The 13932-nt window shown below is 35.5% G+C and carries 16 protein-coding genes; 4 read left to right on the forward strand and 12 right to left on the reverse strand.

All coding sequences use genetic code 11. From position 1 onward, the window contains the following. The first annotated feature begins 1 nt into the window (after window position 1). Window positions 2-733, forward strand: a complete 732-nt coding sequence (locus C0Z22_RS12370; protein ID WP_103218681.1) for a lipopolysaccharide assembly protein LapB — start codon at window positions 2-4, stop codon at window positions 731-733. Window positions 734-812: 79 nt separating this feature from the next. Here C0Z22_RS12370 and fliW read toward each other — a convergent pair whose 3' ends face one another. From fliW to flgF, 12 genes are all read right to left on the reverse strand, one after another. Next, on the reverse strand, window positions 813-1367 hold the full coding sequence (gene fliW / locus C0Z22_RS12375) for a flagellar assembly protein FliW (protein ID WP_103218682.1): 555 nt from the start codon (window positions 1365-1367) through the stop codon (window positions 813-815). Window positions 1368-1444: 77 nt separating this feature from the next. After that, on the reverse strand, window positions 1445-1678 hold the full coding sequence (gene csrA / locus C0Z22_RS12380) for a carbon storage regulator CsrA (protein ID WP_021267493.1): 234 nt from the start codon (window positions 1676-1678) through the stop codon (window positions 1445-1447). A 116-nt stretch (window positions 1679-1794) separates the two neighbouring features. Then, a complete protein-coding gene (flgL, locus tag C0Z22_RS12385) occupies window positions 1795-2832 on the reverse strand; it encodes a flagellar hook-associated protein FlgL (RefSeq protein ID WP_103218683.1) in 1038 nt (345 codons plus the stop codon). A gap of 16 nt (window positions 2833-2848) precedes the next feature. Beyond that, window positions 2849-4315: a flagellar hook-associated protein FlgK gene (gene flgK / locus C0Z22_RS12390; RefSeq protein WP_158246917.1), complete on the reverse strand. Its 1467-nt coding sequence runs from the start codon at window positions 4313-4315 to the stop codon at window positions 2849-2851. Window positions 4316-4326: 11 nt separating this feature from the next. Then, complete coding sequence (locus C0Z22_RS12395; protein WP_103218685.1) at window positions 4327-4830, reverse strand: flagellar protein FlgN; 504 nt, start codon at window positions 4828-4830, stop codon at window positions 4327-4329. Then, on the reverse strand, window positions 4830-5162 hold the full coding sequence (gene flgM / locus C0Z22_RS12400) for a flagellar biosynthesis anti-sigma factor FlgM (protein WP_103218686.1): 333 nt from the start codon (window positions 5160-5162) through the stop codon (window positions 4830-4832). Before flgM ends, C0Z22_RS12395 begins: the two co-directional genes overlap by 1 nt. Further along, window positions 5155-5598 (reverse strand): hypothetical protein, encoded by a 444-nt coding sequence (locus C0Z22_RS12405; protein WP_103218687.1) that lies wholly within the window; start codon window positions 5596-5598, stop codon window positions 5155-5157. The genes flgM and C0Z22_RS12405 overlap by 8 nt, the downstream gene beginning before the upstream one ends. 129 nt (window positions 5599-5727) lie before the next feature. Then, the gene (locus tag C0Z22_RS12410) at window positions 5728-6732 is read right to left on the reverse strand and encodes a flagellar basal body P-ring protein FlgI (protein ID WP_103218688.1); all 1005 of its coding nucleotides are present in this window, start codon (window positions 6730-6732) and stop codon (window positions 5728-5730) included. A 3-nt stretch (window positions 6733-6735) separates the two neighbouring features. Continuing rightward, window positions 6736-7485 carry a flagellar basal body L-ring protein FlgH gene (locus C0Z22_RS12415; protein ID WP_103218689.1) on the reverse strand — a complete coding sequence of 250 codons (750 nt, stop codon included), beginning with the start codon at window positions 7483-7485 and terminating at the stop codon, window positions 6736-6738. After that, the gene (gene flgA, locus C0Z22_RS12420) at window positions 7482-8324 is read right to left on the reverse strand and encodes a flagellar basal body P-ring formation chaperone FlgA (protein ID WP_103218690.1); all 843 of its coding nucleotides are present in this window, start codon (window positions 8322-8324) and stop codon (window positions 7482-7484) included. The genes C0Z22_RS12415 and flgA overlap by 4 nt, the downstream gene beginning before the upstream one ends. A gap of 17 nt (window positions 8325-8341) precedes the next feature. Next, on the reverse strand, window positions 8342-9187 hold the full coding sequence (flgG, locus tag C0Z22_RS12425) for a flagellar basal-body rod protein FlgG (RefSeq protein WP_233189729.1): 846 nt from the start codon (window positions 9185-9187) through the stop codon (window positions 8342-8344). Between the two features lie 6 nt (window positions 9188-9193). Continuing rightward, a complete protein-coding gene (gene flgF, locus C0Z22_RS12430; protein WP_103218691.1) occupies window positions 9194-9979 on the reverse strand; it encodes a flagellar basal-body rod protein FlgF in 786 nt (261 codons plus the stop codon). Window positions 9980-10161: 182 nt separating this feature from the next. Here flgF and xseB point away from each other — a divergent pair, with 182 nt between their 5' ends. The 3 genes from xseB to C0Z22_RS12445 are packed head-to-tail and all read left to right on the forward strand — an operon-like array spanning window position 10162 to window position 13881. After that, on the forward strand, window positions 10162-10371 hold the full coding sequence (xseB, locus tag C0Z22_RS12435; RefSeq protein ID WP_199177562.1) for an exodeoxyribonuclease VII small subunit: 210 nt from the start codon (window positions 10162-10164) through the stop codon (window positions 10369-10371). Beyond that, complete coding sequence (locus tag C0Z22_RS12440; protein WP_103218692.1) at window positions 10364-11143, forward strand: hypothetical protein; 780 nt, start codon at window positions 10364-10366, stop codon at window positions 11141-11143. Before xseB ends, C0Z22_RS12440 begins: the two co-directional genes overlap by 8 nt. Then, window positions 11140-13881, forward strand: coding sequence for a penicillin-binding protein 1A (locus C0Z22_RS12445; RefSeq protein ID WP_103218693.1), 2742 nt, complete (start codon window positions 11140-11142; stop codon window positions 13879-13881). The genes C0Z22_RS12440 and C0Z22_RS12445 overlap by 4 nt, the downstream gene beginning before the upstream one ends. The last annotated feature ends 51 nt before the right edge of the window (window positions 13882-13932 follow it).

Below are 13932 nucleotides of genomic sequence, written 5' to 3' on the forward strand. Positions count from 1 at the left end.
CATGATGAAATCTTTTGAACAAGAAAAATTATCAAAGAAGGCAAAAGTCGCTTTTGAAAATCGTGAATATAATAAAGCGATTTCAATCTATAACGAGCTTTTAGAAATTGATGCTAAAGATGCTGATGCACTTTTTAATATCGCTAATATTTTTCACTTAACAGGTGAGATATCAAAAGCGATTAAAGCTTTTAAAAAGGTTTTAGAAGTAAGACCGGATCATACAGATGCGGCAGTAAGTTTATCAGTTCTCTACAATGATATTGGTCAATATGAAGAGGCGAGTAAGATTTTTCAGATTGCTTCTCAGAAAGTTAAAGTAAACTCGAAGAGTGCTGAACTTAACGATAATCATATTGATAGGAAATTTGCTATTAAGCACTATGAACTTGCTGATCTATATTTAACATATAATCGCTACGATGAAGCATTATTTGAATATGGAAAGGTTCTTAAGCTCGATCCTTCAAATCTAGAAGCTAGAGTAAAGATGGCCAAGGTTTATGCGAAGAAAGGCTTCGTTAATAAATCTTTTGAAGAGCTATCAAATCTAAAGAATGAAAGACCTGACTATCTTCCAGGTAGAATTGCTCTAGGTGTTCTACACTATGGTAAAGGGGATATCCTAAGTGCGACAAGTGAATGGGAAAAAGTAATTTCTGTTGATCCTCTTAATAGCGAAGCGCAAATGTATTTAAACTTTGCAAAGAACGCAACTGAAACAACTCTTTAAAATTATCTAAAATTTAAAAATAAAAAAAGCACCATTACTGGTGCTTTTCTTTTATATGATTTCTTTTTGGGAAATTGAATTAAGCTTCTGCTGAGTGATCAACTGAAGTTTCTGTTGAAGAAGATTGCTCAACAACAGTTGGCTCAGTAGCAACACTTACATTTGTACGAACTGAATCATCAGAGTGGAAATTCATGATCGACTTTTTTAATGCATTGTACATTTCAAATTTAACTTCAAGCTTGTTGTCTTGAAGAACAATTTGACGAGCTTTATGTGAATCATTGTTAATAATGATTGGTGCCTTAAGGTTTGCAGACATTTGAGTTACATCCGTAGGAATCGTTAGGATTGTATAAACGCTTGCATTAGAAAGGTTTTCTAGTTTTAGGCTATTTAGCTCAGCCGGTAGTAGGCTTATTGAATAATCATCTTTAAAAATTTTTGGCTCAATGATTGGGAATGCTGTTGCACCGTCATCAGTTGATTGTAGCCATAGGATTAGAGTTTGATCGCCTGGATCAACAACAAAGAAATCCTTAAGGTTTTCAAAACCAAGAATACCTTCTTCGAACTTGATGATATCTTTATTGTTTACTTCTAATTCCCCAAATCGTGTTGTGCTTACTTTCACTGTCGTTCCTCCGAATTCAAGTTAAAGAACTTGATAACAGATTTTAGCAGTCGTAGGGGCAAAAGAGCAAGCGGAATTTATTTCTTGTTGCGCAACGCATCCGTTAAGTCACTCAGACTTTCTGGGCCAGCTTGGGAAGCTTCGTAATTTTGTTCCTGGATAGCTTTATAGACTTCTTCGCGGTGAATTTTCGTTTCTTTTGGGGCCTTTATACCAAGACGAACTTGTTTGCCTTTAATTTGCACAACGACAATCTTAATATGATCGTCGATCGCTATACTTTCCCCTAGCTTCCTTGTTAAAACCAGCATTTCACATCCTCAATTTTGAACCGTCCTGATTCATCAGGTAATGGTTCATATATTATTCATAACTTTAAAAATCAAGTAAAAAATCAACTAAATAAAAAAAAAGTAGCAGCAGCGTGTTAGCGTAGAAAGTCCAATAGGTTCTTGTTTAAGAGCCCCTCGGAAGTTTTGTACGCTGTTTTTAAGATCTCTTGTTGACGCGTGATGTCTGAGAATAACTCAGTTACATCTGCATCGACGAGCTTGCTCTTTCTTTCCATATTGTCGATATTATTTGCTTCAATCGAGTTCACGTTGGCCATAACTGAACTTGCAACTGAACCTACACGTGTTCGCAATGTAACGAGACGTGTTACCGCTGTATCAAATTTTTCTAAAAGATTTTGAATTTGATCAGGGTCATTATTTTCTAGAGAGATAGCTAGAGAATCGAGTAGTCCAAAAATATTGGCCGATTCTTTATATTTTCCAGCATCTTCACTGATTGGTGCTGATGCAATCTCTCGGTTATTTTCATCGGACATAATTTCACGATTTTTACTTTTTTCTCGTGAATCTGCCATCTCGGGAAATTTCTCCAGAGGATGCTTAACTTGTGAATCTGTTTCTGATTCGGCCATAAAAACTTCCTTGCCGTGCAGGTTAACCTGAACGAAAAAGTCTTTACCCACTTCAAGAGTGATATGACCATTATCTCCCTTGTACTCACCATTTTCATTAAATGGAGTATCGAGAGTTTTAAAGCCAGAGAAAATATAGCGCTGTCCTACTCGTTTGTTAGCAATCGATAGGGCAAGGTTTCGAAGTTGGTGAACTTCGTTTGCAACGTTATTTCTCACATCTTCATTATAAATATCTGAAGACTGTGCAATTGCAATCTCTTTGGCCTTTCCAAGAATATCTGTTAAATTTTCGAGAGCTTTCTCTGTGATATTTAATTGAAGAAGTGCAAAGTCTGCATTTCGCTTAAATTGAGAATTATCTTTAGTAACACTTGAGATTTGAAGTGCTTCAATATTTGCTGCAGGATTATCTGAAGGTTTACGCATACTCTTAAGAGTCGTTCCCTTCATTTGCAGGTCTTCCATCTTAGACTTGTGCTTGTTAAGCGTATGCCTAATTGAAAGAGTCGTTGAATTTTCTGACACTCTAGTCATTTTTCAATAATCCTAATTACTGCTTAATTGATAAAACAGTATCAAACATTTCATTTGCAGTTTTCATTACTTTAGCAGCAGCTTCGTACGCGTGCTGGTACTTAATCATATTTGCCGCTTCTTCATCGATTGAAACACCACTAATTCTTTCGCGAATAGAATTCGCTTGTGCAAGAAGTCCCTCTGATTGTTCAGCATCGAGTTTTGCCTTACCAGTTTCAAGTCCGACACTACCAACAGTTTTAAGATAATCTTCTTCTAATGTTGCTGTTCCGCCGGCCATTAATCTTTCGTGTTGTAGCTTAGAAATTGCAATGGCAACACGGTTATCCCCGGGGCTATTTGGTGATAGTGCCGTTGCGATATTAGATATATCTGATTTAATAGCATCACTTAAATCAATGTTAAGTGCAGCACCTTCTATTTTCATTGGTGTAGAGAAAAAGTTATTACCAGTTGTTGGACCTTTATTATCCATTGCAGCTGGGTTTCCATTAGCATCAGTTTGAATTTCACGATTCACATATCCTCTTCTATGGATAGCATTAACATAATTCATGAAATCATAAGCTGTCTGATCTAGTTTTTCTTTTAATTGCTTGATGTCGTTATTACGAACTTTAATAACTGCACCTAGAGATCCACCTTGGAACTTTTCTGTGATCTGTTGACCTGAGCGGCTTTCCCAGAAGATTTCCATTGAACCATCTTGGCCATTTGTTGACTCATCTTTACCAAATACATATGTTCCAAGTTTTTGTGCTTGGGCAGCAGTAACAAGTGTACCAACCCCTGGAGATTGTACGTTATAATTTCCACGCTCATCTTGATAAGTATGAATTTTAATAATTTTCGATAGTTCTTTTACAGATACATCTCGCTGATCTCGAAGGTCTCCAGTTTCATCACCCGTTGCTTCAAGTTCTCTAATTTTTCTGTTTAGAAGTGCAATCGAATCAATATGTTGATTTGCATCCTTAACAGAGATTGCAATTTTATCATCAATACTCTTAGAGATTTCATCTAGAGTCTCTGCAATTCTTCTAAAGTCTTTTACGATTAGTTGAGCTTTGTCACGTACAACGGAACGTACTGTTTCGTTTTCTGGTTGATTCGCAAGATCACGAAAAGAGTTGAAGAAATTGTTAAGGATTTGATTTAATCCTTCATTATCGATTTCGTTAAAGATATCTTCAACGCGACTCATTTGTTCAGCTCTGTTATTGTAGTACGATTCACTACTTTGACTATCTCGTAATTTTCTTTCAACGAATTTATCGTGAACACGATTAATACTTTTAATTCTTGTACCACTACCAGTAATTAAACCATCTTTGATCAGTGGCATATTTGATTGTTGGTGAACACGTTGACGAGAGTAGCCTTCTGTATTTGCATTGGAAATATTATGCGACGTCACCTCTAGTGATTTTTTAGAGGCGTTAAGTCCTGTATTCGCAATGTTTAACAGACGTGTAGACAAATAAGCTCCAATTAGGGATTTCGCTCAAGCGATCTTTGCTGAGTGATACCCTTGGCATTATATGTAGATACTGTCTTAGTACCCATTGCACTTTCTCTAATCTCGCGAAGAGAGTTTAGCGCTTTGTTAATAAATAATTGGTTCTTCTTGTTTTGAGTTTGAATTTTTTCAATGATATCAACCAAAAGACCATTGAATCGAAAAAGATGTTTTCCTTCTTTTTCAGCTTCAAACTTTGAGAAAAAATCAATAAGATCTGTAATCGAATTAATTTTTAATTCTTTATAATCCCTTTGAATATTTGCAAGAATTTGATTTCTTGCTTTTTCATTTACTTCTATTTTTGAAATGATTCCTGACTTTTCAGCAACCTTTTCTTCTAGTTCATCTATCTTGCTATCAAGTAGGAGAGCGTACTCATCACAAGTTAAGTCAAATAGCTTGTAGTGAAGTTCACACTGTGACTTCCAGATATCTGTGATTTGAAAGTAATATGTAGCTAGTTGCGTTTTCATTATACTCCGAACTCTTCCCCAAGAATTTTGTCTGCCATTTTGTCGTAATCCATTTTGTAGTTACCACCTTGGATTTGCGCTTTAAGTGCAGCAATTTTTGCAGAGTTATCAATCTCGGGAGCTGCATCAACAGCTTTCTTGATGTGAGCAAAGTCTTTTACAGCATCTGGAATAGAAACTCTGGCATCATTTCTTGTTTGGTTATCGATGTAAGCTTTTTGAGCGATCGTATTTCTTTGAACTGGAGCTTGCTTTTGGATCTCTTGCGATCTATCGGCCGTAGTCTTAGCATTTGGAAAGAAACTTGATCTCGTATTTGTTACACTACTCATACTTTACTCCAATTTGTTTTGCCTGCTTCATTGCTATTCCTTGAGAAGGTTGAGTTGGTCCCTCTTCAATGCGAATTTGGTTCTGTGCATACTTATTTTTATTGTCCAAATAATTCTGATAATTCTGTTCATTCCTCATATGCTTTGGATAAATCTCATTCAAAATCATCTTCTGTATTTGGCTGTCTTCTTTAACAAGTGCTTTAGCACGTTCACTTGTTATTAGACCGTTATAGAAATTACCTGCTGTACTTTGTACGCCACTGTTAAGTGACTTAGTCATTTCTTTAACCATTAACTCGTTAAATTGTGCTTCAAGCCCTTGGGCAGCACCTTTGATCTCTTCAGGAATATAGTTTTCAGAATTTACAGGACGAACAGAATTTTGTGCATTTCTGTTTTGAATTTGTGGTCTATGAATTTTGATTTCATTCATAATACTCATCCTGAGTTTCTGGCCGCTCAATCCTTGAAAAGCCCATTATCATTAATATTTTAACATTTTTTTTAGTTTTTTTATACCTAGCCTAAAAAAATGGTAAAAAATGCTATTTGACATTGAAAGTTAAATTAGCTCAATTTCTCCAACTAGGGCACCGTTTCTCTTAAGTGCTTGAAAAATCGAAATCAGATCTTCAGGTGTGGCCCCTAATGCATTCAAGCTTTTAACGAGATCATTTAGTGTAGTAGTCTTGTCAACTAGTCGTACATTTCCTTCACTCGTATCTTTCTTTTTGTCATTTACTTGAATATTTAAACCACCATGAGAAATTGCAACAGCTTTAACTGCAATATCTCCACCAGCTACAATTGTACCTGTTCTCTCGTTGATGATAATCTTCGCAATGCGATCCGTATGAACTTTAAAGTTTTCGATGATTGCTAGAAGTTGTACAATTTTTCTTTGGTACTGTATTGGTACAATAATATCAACAGTATTTGAGTCCTTTGCTATGGCATATTTTCCACCTAGCTCTTGATTAATTGTTTTTTCAATTCTAGCAGCTGTTGTGAAGTCTGGACTTTTCAGTGCTAATCGCAGTGATTTCTTCTTATCAAAATCTAATTGTAGCTCGCGCTCAACAATTGCTCCTTGAGGAATAAGTCCTGTCGTAGCAAATTTTTTACCGTTTTCTAAACCACCAATTGAAATTGATCCATTTGCTACAGCATATACGTTTCCATCACCACCTTTAAGAGGAGTAATAAGAAGTGTTCCACCTGCTAATGAAGAAGCATCACCAATAGATGAAACTTTAACATCCATTTTTTGACCAACTCTACTAAAAGACGGAAGTTCAGCTGTAACAATTACGGCAGCTACATTCTTTGAACTAATTTCATTTTGTGGGTTAAGTCCAAGTTTTTGGAACATACGCTTTAGAGATGTATTAGTTACTTCACCACCACCATCACCGGTTCCATTTAATCCTACGACTAAACCGTAACCAACGATCGGATTGTTTCGGACGCCTTTAACATCGACAAGATCTTTTAAACGGCTCATTTTGGCTTCAATATGTGTTCCAAAAGATAGAAGAATAAGACCAAAGATTAACTTTTTAAACATCAATTACCTCAATACCGTTACAGAGCTTTCTAAGAATTTTGTTGAATCAATTGTGTCGTCTTCATTAATATCTTTACGCGATATTAATGCTTGTAACTCAACAAGGTGTTTACGATTTTTAAATAAAACATTTTTTTGACCGCGAACAAGTAAGTGGTCACGGCTAATCTCTTCGACAATTACTCCTGAGATTTTGTCGTGAACTTTGTTAGATGCACTCATGTCTTCGCCCTCTTCAGCAGTTGTGTTAGCTTGGGCCTGACCTGGTGTTGTAGTCTGTGTTGTACTTTCTGGAGTTTGTCCACCAAGAGAAGGTACTGGAGGGAAAGCTCTTTTTAGTTCCATCGTGATGTCATTTTTAAGACGAGTTTGCACATTTACTAAAATAATATCACCATTTCTCTTCCACTTGTTTTTAGTAAATAGATAGTTCTCATTTCCGTTTCCGGCCCAAAGGCTACCGGTGTTTCCTTGATCATGGAAGCTATTAGCGGTTACTCTTTTTGGTTGTGCTGCTATTTGATTGTTGTTGTACTTTCTTTGCACCTGAGGTGTCATATTTGGCGTATTTGAAGAAGTCTTCCTTCTGTCAGGGTAAGAGTTTCGATATTGGTCAAATGTATTATCAACATTTGCTCTTTTTTGTTCAAGCTCTCTTTGGTTAACCCCGTCAAGCTCGTTGTACATTTTGTTAATGTAGTTAGCACAAGATGTTGTTAATAGTGCTAATGTTAAAAATAAAATTTTTCTCATAAATCTACCTTCACTTCATTGAGTCCAATTACTTTCGCTGTGAATACTTTATTTGTTTTTATGTTTTTCACTTTGATAAAATCTTGTAGCTTGCCTGTTGACATTGGAAGAGCTTGTCCTGTCAGTTTGATACCATTGGTGTTAAGTATGACTTTCACTGGAACGCCAAAAGAGACTAGGTTAATAGGGGATAAGTCTCTCTTATTAATTGTTTCACCCGGAGAGATAATTTTATTAGATTTATAAAATGCTATCTCTTCTAAGTTTTTGAATACAGCTTTTTCATCTGTTGTATAAATAGTCTTCTCTTCAACATTATTTGTGTTGATTGATTTAAAGTTAAGACCAATTTCATTTTTTGCAACAATAGCTTTAATAGGCTTTTGAACAATTATTTCAAACCACTTAGCTACGCCATCAACAGATACTTTAAGTTTATTATGACCAAGCTTGTTACACTCATTGCACATGAGCTCAATTGTTGTAAGGTTATCTGTTTGAAGAGTTTTAATAGGAGATCGTGATTTGAAATTAACTTTCCAATCGTCTTGAATTGTAAACTGAGTTTTTACAATATCTTCCAAATCGATAATGACGGAATCTTTTGTCAGTAGATTTATGTCATTCTGCTTTAGGTCTCTGCTGTGATTCAAATAGAAGTTTCCACGAGCAGAGATAAGCATTTCGTTTAAGATCTCTAGTTGAGAACGGTTACAATTTTGTGATTCATATGGAATCTCAGAGTTTTCGACACGATAATTCTTTTGTGCCAGAGAAATCTCGCAAGAGTTCGCATAAGAAAAGCTTGTTATAAATGTTAGAAGAATTAGTTTAAACACTCTCTCTCAACTTCCTATTATCTTGTAATATTGTTTACTGTTTGTAGCATTTGATCTGCTACTCCCATTACTTTTGAGTTCATTTCATATGCCCTTTGGGCCTTGATAAGATCTGTCATTTCATTCATAAGACTAACATTTGCCATTTCAAGTGCACCTTGTTGCATTGAACCTGCATTATTTGTTCCTGCAATTCCTTGAATTGGTTGTCCACTTGCTGTTGTTTGACGATAGAAGTTCCCACCATCATTGTGTAGGCCTGGGTTATTTACAAATGTGAATACTGGAATTTGACCAACAACTTGTGGTTCAACTTGACCATTGAAGTATGCTTCAACGTTTCCATCGTTTCCGATACTCACAGATGCTACACCTGGTGGAAATGTAATTCCTGGAAATACTTGGTAACCCTGTTTAGAAACAAGTTGTCCTTGTGCATTTACATTGAATGCACCATCTCTTGTATAAACAATTTGTCCATTTGGTTTAATGATTCCAAAGAAGCCATCACCATTGATCATTAGATCAAATGGGTTATTTGTGATTTTTGGTGCTCCGGCCGAAAATACTTTTCTGACACCACTAATTTTCGATCCTGAACCTACTTGTACACCTACTGTGTAATTTGAGTTTGCATCCGAACGTGATCCAGCTTCTGTAATTGTTTCATACATAAGATCTTCAGATTCAGCTCTTTGCTTCTTGTACCCAATTGTATTTAAGTTAGCGACGTTGTTAGAGATTGTGTTAACGTGCATCTCCTGAGTGGCCATCCCTGTTGCTGCAATATTAAGGGCCTTCATCATTCCAAATGAATAACGGGCCATGAGTAAGAATGTAATAAAAAGAACAATATTTTTCATACTACCTCAAAATTTGATCATTTCATTAACTGACTTAGAGCTAATTTGATCATAAGTTTTAATTGCTTTTTGTATTGATTCAAAATGACGGTGAGCTTTAATTAGCTCAGACATCTCAGACACGGCATTTACATTTGATTGTTCAATAAAGCCTTGGTGGACTGATGTATTAATCTGTTCTTTCAGATTACCTTCATTATTATTGATATAAAGTGAATTGCCTTCTTTTCTTAGTGCATGCATATCATTGAATTCAGCAATATTTAGTGAACCAACTTGATTGTTATTAGCGTAGACTGCACCATCTAGAGCAAATGTAATATTTCTCGTTCCAGGTGGAACTGATATTGGTTGGTTATCTTCTCTGTTTAAAACAGGATAGCCTTGCTGTGTTGTGATAACACCATCTTGACGTAGTGAAAGAGTTCCGCGCCTTGTGTAGCGCACACCTTTAGGTGTTTCAATGGCGAGAAATCCATTTCCACGAAGTCCAATATCTAACGGATTGCTAGTAGGAGATAATGTACCTTGCGTAAAATTTGTGAATGACCCATCTACCTTAACCATGGCATGCTCTGCTCCATAGCTTCGATAGAAGTCTTCAGGGGCCCATTCCTTATTAGGTAAATCAATATCTTCAACACCTTTATCTAGTGCTGTTAAGTATTCTTTGAAAGCGAGTTGATCTTTTTTAAATCCAGGCGTGTTTGCGTTTGCAACATTATTGGCAATTGTATCAACTTTCTGTTGTTGTGCGATTGCACCGGATAGCGGTACCCATAATTCTTTCATCTGCCCTCCTGGCAAATTCTTCTTTAACTATACCAATCGGGGTGCCAAATTACCTACATAGGTAAAAATGACCCATGATGTAAGTAGTGATTATCACACCTTTTTATTTAAAGAATATGCAAAGTATGGGAATATTAGTTCACATTGGAATTATTAATGTTGAATTTATGACACGGTGAGATATGGCCAAGAAAATTGATATTGAACAAAATTTAAAGAGATTAGAAGAACTAGTTCACGGACTTGAGTCGGGAGAACTTACTCTAGACGATAGTTTAAAAAACTTTGAAGAAGGGGTTAAGCTATATACTGATAGTAAGGGCTACTTAGAAAAAGTTGAAAAGAAAGTTCTAGAATTAACAGATAAGTTAGAAGAAAAAGAAATTGAATAAGCTAAATTTCATTCTTATATTTTTTGTTTTTGTCTTCTTAAGTAATACTTGCCAAAAACAACCTGAAGAAGAACAAAGAGTGGTCACAATCTCAGTCGATGCAGAGGAAACAAATATAATTCCTTCTGTCGATGAGCAGTCATCTTATACTGAGTATGGGCCTGGTCAGGTCAATCCAAATACACAAGCGTTACAAACTTCTGAAAAAATCAATACAGTAGGAATCATTATTGGTGCAAGTTCAGATTTTGATACTGATGTTATGGACTATGTTTCATGCCTGCTTAAAAATGATGTGAAAATTAATTTTGTTGCTGGTATTGGTAGTTCTTCGGCAATAGCAGCAATGTTAGCTCAAACAAAGAAGCCTGAACTTGTTAAGTGGAAGTTCTTTAGATTGAAAGAACGTACGAATGCACAAGAAATTGTAGAAAATTTAGAGCTAGATGCTAGGACAATAAAGAAGTCTAGTATCGCCTACTACTTAACAACAGTAGGAGTGAACGGTAACATCACTTTTATGACGAAGGGTAATATTGTCGAAGGCTTAAAAAATAATATTGAAAATAATAAGAAAATACTGGCCGCTCAAATTGAAATAACAAATGAAGATATCGCTCGTTTAATTGCCCAGAGAGTGTTCGTGTTTTCATATGAGAAAAACTTATCGGTTTCGAAAAATCAGATAAATGGTAAAATGATTCAAATCAATATGCCTAAGCAAAATTTTAGCTTAATGAAGAAGTGTGAAATTATAAAAGAGAATTTATGAAACATTTAAAAAGATTATTAGTATTAATGTCCTTCTTGGTTTTATTTGGAGGATTATTTGTTTTTTCAATACTAGTATACTTTTCTTTTACGTTACCAAAAATTAGTAGTCTTGCAGATTATAATCCACCAATCAAATCGAAAATTCTTTCAAAAGATGGTGTTGTTTTATATGACATTGGAAAAGAGAATAGAGAAGTCGTTGAGTTTAATGAGATACCTCCGCGAATTGTTGATTCCTTCTTATCTGCGGAAGATTCAAATTTCTACAATCATGATGGTGTTGATTACTTTGGAGTACTAAGGGCTCTAGTCGCTAACTTGAAAGCGGGGCGTGTTGTTCAGGGTGGTTCAACAATTACGCAACAGGTAGCTAAGTCACTTTTACTTTCATCAGAAAGATCAATTACAAGAAAGATTAAAGACTTTCTTTTAGCTCAAAAAATTGAAAAGAGATTTAATAAGGAAGAGATTTTATTTCTTTATCTAAACCAAGTTTATCTTGGTGGTGGATACTATGGAGTAAAGTCTGCATTTCGTGGCTACTTTAATAAGGAATTAAATGAAGCAACCGTTGCTGAGTCAGCACTAATTGCAGGGCTACTTGTTGCTCCTGGTAAGTATTCTCCTTATCGTAATCCACAACATGCAAAAACGAGACAGGCATATGTTCTTGGCCGTATGTTTGCGAATAAGAAAATTACTAAAGAAGAATATCAAGCTGCCCTAAAAGAAAAAATCAAGTATCAGCTTAGAAAAAATAGTCCATTCCTTGCGGGATATTTCACTGACTGGGTACGTAGACAGGCAATTGATATTGTTGGAGAAGAGAAGTTTTTAACTGAAGGCTTCACTGTTCAGACAACTCTTAATTATGACCTTCAAAAGACTGCTGAAGAAAATATCAAGATCGGTGCTGAAGAAATTGATAAACGCCAAGGTTTCCAAGGACCAATCGGTCATATCGAACTAGAAGAACTTGATAAGTATATTGAAGAGTTTCGAGTTGAGCTTTACAAAGATAAGTCTAATTATTTTACACTTTCTGAAAATAATGAAAGGGAATATGAACTGCAATTAAAAGAAGATGAACTCGCAGTACTTAAAGAGTTCACACAAGAGCATATGTCAAAGCTCTACTCTTCGAGATTCTATCCTGGTTATAATGCTGATGATCAGTTATTAGGTCAACTTGAAAAGGATAAGTTGTATAAAGCAGTAGTGCTTCGTCTTGATGGCCGTATGAGAAATATTATTATTTCTGTAGGTGGTATTACTGGAGTAATCCCTTATGAATCATTTCGTTGGGCACACGAAAGAAAATATACGGATGCACGTAAGTATTTCCCATATATAAAGAACCCTAATGATATTTTAAAGAAAGGGGATATTATTCATGTAAAGATTAAAGATTTCAGCACGAAGTTTTCAGAACATGTCTATTCACAATATGCCAATACTTATAAAAAGCTAAAAGATTATAAAACATTAGAAGAGCAAATGTATTTAGAGTGTACGCTTGAGCAAGAACCTAAAGTTCAAGCTGCTTTAATGAGTTTGAACCCATTTACTGGTGAAGTGATTTCAATGGTTGGTGGTGTTGATTTCGATAAAAGTGAATTTAACCGTGCACTACAATCTAAGCGTCAACCTGGTTCTGCCTTTAAACCGCTTCTGTTTGCCGCTGCTTTAGAAAATGGTTATCAACCCAATACAATCATTCTTGATACTCCAGAAGCACTTGGAGGAGCTAATCAGGCCCTTAATTGGAAACCAAGAAATTATGATGGTAAATTTAAAGGTCCAATGACTTTTAGAGAGTCACTTGAATACAGTCGAAATATTCCAACAATTAAGATTGCTCTTGATCTTGGAATGGATAAGATTTTTAACTATCTAGATCGAATCAATTTTCATGCAGATATGCCAAATGATATGTCGATTTCTCTTGGCTCTTTTGGTGTAACGTTGCTAGAAATGATTCGTGCATACTCTATCTTCCCTAATGGAGGAAAGAAGGTTCTGCCGAAATCAATTATTTCAATTACAGATAGAAATGGAAAAGAGTATTACTTTCAAGATGACTTTGCGACTCAGTCAAAACTTGAGCTAGAAAAATTAGCTAAAGAGTCAAAGAATCTAAATCAAACTGAAAATGTACGTGAGAAAGAAGGTGATTCTCATAATGAGTTTGAAAAAGAAGCAGTCAATCCGTATTTATTAAATTTAGATGAAGAACAGGTATACGATCCAAGATTAGCATTTATTATGACTAACCTTTTAAAGGGTGTTGTTCATAATGGTACAGGACGAGGCGCTCTAAGTGTAAGTCAATTCTTAGGTGGTAAAACAGGTACAACAAGTAGTTATGTGGACGCTTGGTTCTTAGGATTTTCTCAAAATATCGTAACAGGTGTTTGGACGGGGATGGATGATAACCAAACTATGGGATGGCCGGAAACAGGAACAAGAGCTTCGATGCCAATTTGGAAATCATATATGCAACGTTCTATTCAGATCTACGGTGAAAGAGACTTCCAAATGCCTCCAGGAATTGTGAATGTTTCGATCGATAAGAAGACAGGTGAGTTAGCAAATGGCTCTGGATCAAAGTTTTTGGAAAGTTTTGTTGAAGGAACTGAACCTGGCTCTAATTCTAAGAATAACTTCTTTAAAAAAGAGGAAAATAGTCAAGAAACAGGTGCAATTCTTGAAGATGACGATTTCTTTAACAATTAATCAAAATATGTAGTAAATTTTTCGATATTTTCTCCGAGAAGGCTAAAGAAT

The sequence above is a fragment of the Halobacteriovorax sp. DA5 genome, assembly GCF_002903145.1.
In the GTDB taxonomy this organism is placed as follows: domain Bacteria; phylum Bdellovibrionota; class Bacteriovoracia; order Bacteriovoracales; family Bacteriovoracaceae; genus Halobacteriovorax_A.

Excerpts from the sequence above, each read along its gene's own strand:
- C0Z22_RS12405 (WP_103218687.1), bottom strand. The coding sequence starts at position 5,598 with ATGAATGAAATCAAAATTCATAGACCACAAATTCAAAACAGAAATGCA.
- flgL (WP_103218683.1), bottom strand. The coding sequence starts at position 2,832 with ATGACTAGAGTGTCAGAAAATTCAACGACTCTTTCAATTAGGCATACG.
- C0Z22_RS12370 (WP_103218681.1), top strand. The coding sequence starts at position 2 with ATGATGAAATCTTTTGAACAAGAAAAATTATCAAAGAAGGCAAAAGTC.
- C0Z22_RS12410 (WP_103218688.1), bottom strand. The coding sequence starts at position 6,732 with ATGTTTAAAAAGTTAATCTTTGGTCTTATTCTTCTATCTTTTGGAACA.
- C0Z22_RS12445 (WP_103218693.1), top strand. The coding sequence starts at position 11,140 with ATGAAACATTTAAAAAGATTATTAGTATTAATGTCCTTCTTGGTTTTA.
- C0Z22_RS12415 (WP_103218689.1), bottom strand. The coding sequence starts at position 7,485 with ATGAGAAAAATTTTATTTTTAACATTAGCACTATTAACAACATCTTGT.
- xseB (WP_199177562.1), top strand. The coding sequence starts at position 10,162 with ATGGCCAAGAAAATTGATATTGAACAAAATTTAAAGAGATTAGAAGAA.
- flgM (WP_103218686.1), bottom strand. The coding sequence starts at position 5,162 with ATGAGTAGTGTAACAAATACGAGATCAAGTTTCTTTCCAAATGCTAAG.
- C0Z22_RS12395 (WP_103218685.1), bottom strand. The coding sequence starts at position 4,830 with ATGAAAACGCAACTAGCTACATATTACTTTCAAATCACAGATATCTGG.
- flgF (WP_103218691.1), bottom strand. The coding sequence starts at position 9,979 with ATGAAAGAATTATGGGTACCGCTATCCGGTGCAATCGCACAACAACAG.
- flgG (WP_233189729.1), bottom strand. The coding sequence starts at position 9,187 with ATGAAAAATATTGTTCTTTTTATTACATTCTTACTCATGGCCCGTTAT.
- csrA (WP_021267493.1), bottom strand. The coding sequence starts at position 1,678 with ATGCTGGTTTTAACAAGGAAGCTAGGGGAAAGTATAGCGATCGACGAT.